We start from the raw sequence: 5,330 nt of genomic DNA, 5'->3' as shown, positions 1-5,330 counted from the left end.
CGATCAGGGAATCACACCGCAGCAGACCCGAAAACCCCGCACCGACTCAGCCCAAACCGAAAACGCTCTAGTGGATCGACTCTAACGCTTGGTGCCCGCGATGGACGGCTGCGATGATCTTGTCGGGATCGGCGGTCCAGATGAAGGACTTGGGGTCGCGGTTCGTGTCGGCCAAGTAGCGTTTGATGGTGGCCTGGAGATCGAACTCGAACAAGTGCAGCTCGATTTTGAGACGCAAAAGCGCCTAGTCCGCACCAACTCACATGTTCTGGCGAGAATAAAAGTTGACGTATAGAAGTTTAGAGCGCTAATGAAATCTGTGTAGAAGTTTTTAAGGGATATGTTGAAAGAATATAATAATAAAGTACACTTGAGGGCTAATGGACAAATCGTAATTGAGCCCGAATCATTGGCTATTTCCTTCATCGCAAGTTCCGACGATAGGGAAGAGTACAGCATATCAAATGCTGCGTCAGGCGATTTTTTTCGGCGCGGTGGGTAAAATAAAAGAAATGATACTTGAATGTTTATCCCAACATGTTTACCACTCACCCGTGGGTTCTGGACCCGATTGCCGCCTGAATGCCACGACGGCCGTGAGCTTGACATCTGACGCTAAGTTAGCCTCAAACTCGTCGTGAGCCGAGTCATCACGTGGTAGAAGTCCTTCAGTGAGCCTCCCACCGAGCTGTGTACCGTAGGCGTCCACTAAGAGGTGGCGCTTCGTGCCAGGCTTGCCCTGCTACGCTTTCAATGGGCGCCGAGATTAAGGAAGGAGCAGAGCAGTATCGATCGCGATACTCGGGATCGACCTGGGCAAGAACATCCTAAGCAAGCGCGTCACCAACCTAGTGCGCTGGACAACACCTTCGGCACCAACCTCAACTCTTTCGAAGCCTGGCTCCGCCGTGAGGCGGTTAGTCCCCCACTTTCTTGTCACCTGGCGACAAAGCAAATCAAATCAGCACAACGCTGTTCCAGGCTGCTGTTGAGCTCAGCTTATTATTTCATTTAGCCGATCGAACTTCGTACGGAGTAGCATCCGGTCTAATGTCGGTAACTCGACTCATATTCAAGCACTCCCTCACATTTTGCAGGCAGTTACGCTAAGTCGATGGAAGTCGCAGATGCGCCCATAAATCCGCCGCTGACATTAACTCCAGGTTTCATGCAGTTTGGCACCATCAGAGTGTCTTAATATACTCAAGTAGCGCCCTTTTCTCATCCGCTGAAAGCTGAGTTCCAAACTCGTGGCCGCAGCGGCTGCTTCCAGAGTTCAGATCCGTACAATCCGTTGTCTTCAGCGTGAAATTAGACTGTGGCTGCTCGACAGCAAGGCCAATCTTGTCCCTGTCATAGGCCGGACCGATCTTGAATTCCCTTGGACGCTCGTCACTGGGCTTGAGAAGGTCGGCTAGGGTCGGGACGGAGCCATTGTGCAGGTAGGGCGCCGCCGCCCAGATGCCCTGCATGACGCGCGATGCGTAGGCCCCTTTCGGAGGGGTCGCAGCCGCGGCCCGCGTTGATTCCATGCCGCGCAGCTCTTCGGGTACCGTGGTCGGCACAGAGTAGACGTCTTGCAGTTCGCGAAGCTGCGGCGGTAGGCGCAGCTCCCGACCGGTCGTCGGCGACGCCGGGGCGTCAATATGCTCCGAGAACTGACCCCGGATCTCCGAACGGGGCGCATCGGCCGAGGCTGAGGTCAGGAGCCCGCCAGTCACGGTATGCTCGACGATCGAACCGAGGACTGAAACACGGAGGACGTTGAAGGCCGTGTCGGTCTCTCGAAGCGGCGAGGTCACGAGCGGGATAAAGGCTCCTCTGAGTGCCCCTGTCTTCGCTGTCCAGGCCAACACACCGTACTCGCGAGTGTCTGTGCCAACATTCTGTATGGGCGTTGACCACGTGTTAGGGTTGAACAGTCGGCGCGCACCCGGTTTTATCCCATGACAGTCGTTGCACCCCCCGGTCGCGGTTGGTCGATCGAAGATCTCCTTCCCCTTGGCTGCGAGCGTCACATCGACCGACCACGGCCATTTCGGCGGCGGGATCCTTTTCACAAGCTCTTCAAGCTTGCCGAGTCCGTCGAAATTCGCAGAGTTGTTGTTTAGGAAGCTGAACAGGACGCCATCGCGCTTCGGCTCGAAGACCCCGAACACTCCAAGGACCTGCCCAAGGTTGCGGGCCAGCGCTAGAACATCGTCACCGTTCTCGGCAAAACCCGGCCATTGGGTTCTGTCCTGGACCGCGGCGTTCCACAGGAAGGGGTAGCGGGTTGGCGCATCAGCCACCTTGATGTTCTCGGGGATTAAGCGGCTTGGCGATGGTCCGAGATCGAGACCGGTGAGACGATTGAAGATCATGCCGACCGCGTCAAGCCGGGCTGGACCCCAAGGCTGCGCCGGAGGCTTCGGCAGGGCCCGGCTTATGAGCGTGTGATAGCGTTCGTACCAGGATGAGACCGCCGTCTTTAGATCAGCGGTATCTCTGGGATCGGGTGAGGTGGAGCGCAGTACGATTGCGGCAAAGGTGTCGAAGGTTGCGGCATCGTTCACCACCTTACCAACAGCCGTGTCGAGATCAGTGAGGAAGCTCTGGAAATCAGCAAAGGCCGGGCCGCCGTCGATGCGATAGGGGCGTCCCTCGACGGTGATCTGCCGTGTGTGGCAGGCCGAACAGTTCATGGCGAGGGTCCGCGACCCGGTGATCCCAGAGGCCATGAACCCGACTGGCAGGCCCTCGCTATTCACCGGATTGGGTAGGTAGCCGTAGCGCGCCAGGCTGTCCGCCAGAAACGGCTCGCCATTCGGCTGCTTCAGAGCCCTAACCCAGGCGAGCGGGATGATCCTCGAACCTTGGTCACGCGTGTAGAAGTCCGCCCGCGCCGATGCGGTCCAGTCAGGACTTTGGGAGATGAAGGACGGTTCGGGAGTCTGCGCCCAAACCTGGCCAGTCACGAGGTAAGATAGACATCCAAGCAGCAATCGTTTCGACATCGTCGTTCCCCAAAGATCAAAGAACAAACGAATACGCAAAGATGTGGGTGGTGCGTCTGCCTCACATGACTCCATGCATCTCGACACAGGATCGCACGCCGGATCTCGCTAGCCCGCAAACTGCCGCTCGCAGCTTCGGCCGCGCAAAATCCTGCAACGGTGACATATGGAGCTTAGCTGACTCCCACGGTGAGCCTATTGGCGAGGCAAACGAGCTTCGATCCATTGGCGGAGCGCAGCAGCAGCAGGCTGCTTCTCTTCTTCGGCATCAGCGACAGACAGTGTCTCCTGTTTATTCCCATCGTCCACCGTGATGGTATAGCTGCCTGCGGCCCTCTTTCCGGTATCGCCTGTTTGCTCTTGGTGGGTGAAGGCGGCTCGAATGAGCCGCTTCACCTCTTCGCGTTCCTCTTGCGGCAGCGCATCGATGTCAAGCACTGCTGGAGGGCGGCGCAGGTTCAAGGTGGCTGTCCAGCCACCTTTGCGGGCGAAGCTGACCTTCACGCGAGTTCCTTCCGGTACGCACTCGCACGGCCGCTCCGGCGGCTGCCGTCCCCGGACGCTGCTGGGTGAATGTCGGAAGTTGCAGGCCCGTTCAGGCTCGCGCCCCTGATAGCACTCACCTCCTGAGCCAGCGCGTCCACTTGGACCGACAGCGTCTCGATATGGCGCATCAGTGCCGCAAGCGGGTCCGCATCGCGATCACGGCCTTGCTCGACCGTTTCGCCCAGAGCACGAGCCCGTGCAGCGCTCGGCGACGTAACGCGAATGCCAACATCGCCCCAGGCGTCGGTGACTGCTTCTCGCTCCTTGCTGTTCGCACCATAGAGCTGCCCGGCTTTCGCGGCTGTGGTGTCGGCAAACTCCTGGAAATCAGTCGTAGCGTCTGACGCCCTTAGCGACTCATACCAGATTAGTCCCGGCGCCTCCCAGGCATTGCCTCCGATATTGGTCGCAGCGAGGTAGAAGGCCCTGTTGGGAATACCAGAATTAATATGTACCCCGCCAAAGTCGCCATCTTCAGTGTCGGGAAGGCGCGCATATTTGCTCATATGGTCGGGCTGTGGATCCTTGCCCAGTTCGGCATTGTCGTAAGCGGAGCCGGGCGCTTTCACAGAGCGAAGGGCGTCTCCCTTCAGAGCAGGAGTGAATATCTCTGCACCGATGAGCCAATCCGCCTCATCTGCGGACTGGCGTAACTTCCACTGCTTTACAAGCGACCCGAATACATCAGACATCGACTCGTTCAAAGCGCCCGACTGGTTATGATATTCCATGCCAGCCGTGTGTTCGGTGACGCCGTGGGTCAGCTCATGTGCGATCACATCCAGAGACCCGGTGAAATCACTGAAGAGAATCCCATCGCCATCCCCGAATACCATCTCCTGTCCGTCCCAGAATGCGTTGTTGTAGTACATTCCGCGGTGCACGTAGCCGTCAAGCCGCATGCCTTTGCCGTCGATTGAATTCCGGTTGAAGACTTTCTGATAGAAGTCGCGGGTCGTGCCGAGACCGTCAAAGGCATGGTTGACGGATGGATCTTTTGAGGCGGGGCCTTGTTCAGTCCGGACCAGCCTTGCCGATCTGAGATTGACACTCCCTTTGCAGTCAAAGATGCTCCGGCGGCCCTTCGTGGGTGCGGGGGCAACTCCAACGCCGATCATGGCACGAAGCGAACGCTGGCCTCGTAGCCGCTCCGTGCTCATCAACGTGGCCATGGCGGCCTTGCGCACATCCTCGCTTTCGCTCTCCAGCAACCTTTTGAGGATATGCGGTGGCATGATGCAATTTCGGCACCGGCAAGTGAGAGGCATAACGCGTCTCCTCATGTTGTGACCGACATCTCGCAAATGCGTAGCTTATTGTACCGCATCTCTGGGCAGACCGCACCTATTGTATCAGGCCCGCTCAGTTCTCAGCAGATATGATGCACTCAAAGAGCCCAGAAAAGGCTGCTGAGCATCTTGTTGAGCAGATGGATAAGTCGCCCCTTGCATCATCTTGTGCCAAACTGACGTGAAATCCTTCTTTATGCTTCAACAAATGTTGAATCGGCCGTATGAGGTGCAGGAACAGGAGTCTAGCTAAGCAGTTTGAGCTTGAATCCCTGTAGAAGCCCTATTTATATCGCCCGTCTTATGAACTGGTCTGTTCCAGGTAGGGGTAGGCGCAGAGGGACTTGATGCAGCCGGTCTCTGCCGCGAGCGCATTCCAGGCTTGGCAGCACGCCTCGACGACGGCCTCGTAGTCGGCCAGGAGCCGATGGGAGAGATAGCGCTCGCGCAGGTAGAGCCAGACACGCTCGACCGGGTTCAACTCGGGACTGTAGGGCGG

The 5,330-nt window shown here is 57.6% G+C and carries 4 protein-coding genes and 1 pseudogene; all 5 read right to left on the bottom strand.

Annotation, left to right across the window (positions count from 1 at the left end):
- Window positions 1–67 precede the first annotated feature (67 nt).
- Window positions 68–235 (bottom strand): annotated as a pseudogene (locus tag ACKUB9_RS34000) (IS630 family transposase); the annotation flags it as partial.
- A gap of 949 nt (window positions 236–1,184) precedes the next feature.
- On the bottom strand, window positions 1,185–2,996 hold the full coding sequence (locus ACKUB9_RS33995) for a di-heme-cytochrome C peroxidase (RefSeq protein WP_407519519.1): 1,812 nt from the start codon (window positions 2,994–2,996) through the stop codon (window positions 1,185–1,187).
- Between the two features lie 195 nt (window positions 2,997–3,191).
- Window positions 3,192–3,500 carry a protealysin inhibitor emfourin gene (locus ACKUB9_RS33990; protein WP_407519518.1) on the bottom strand — a complete coding sequence of 103 codons (309 nt, stop codon included), beginning with the start codon at window positions 3,498–3,500 and terminating at the stop codon, window positions 3,192–3,194.
- Window positions 3,497–4,777, bottom strand: coding sequence for a M4 family metallopeptidase (locus tag ACKUB9_RS33985; RefSeq protein WP_407519517.1), 1,281 nt, complete (start codon window positions 4,775–4,777; stop codon window positions 3,497–3,499). Before ACKUB9_RS33985 ends, ACKUB9_RS33990 begins: the two co-directional genes overlap by 4 nt.
- 355 nt (window positions 4,778–5,132) lie before the next feature.
- The coding region (locus ACKUB9_RS33980; protein ID WP_410826035.1) for a transposase at window positions 5,133–5,330 on the bottom strand (198 nt) is incomplete at its 5' end.

The sequence above is a fragment of the Methylobacterium oryzisoli genome (assembly GCF_046557895.1).
Lineage (GTDB): Bacteria > Pseudomonadota > Alphaproteobacteria > Rhizobiales > Beijerinckiaceae > Methylobacterium > Methylobacterium oryzisoli.
This window is presented reverse-complemented; position numbering and strand designations above follow the sequence as displayed.

Excerpts from the sequence above, each read along its gene's own strand:
- ACKUB9_RS33995 (WP_407519519.1), bottom strand. The coding sequence starts at position 2,996 with ATGTCGAAACGATTGCTGCTTGGATGTCTATCTTACCTCGTGACTGGC.
- ACKUB9_RS33985 (WP_407519517.1), bottom strand. The coding sequence starts at position 4,777 with ATGCCACCGCATATCCTCAAAAGGTTGCTGGAGAGCGAAAGCGAGGAT.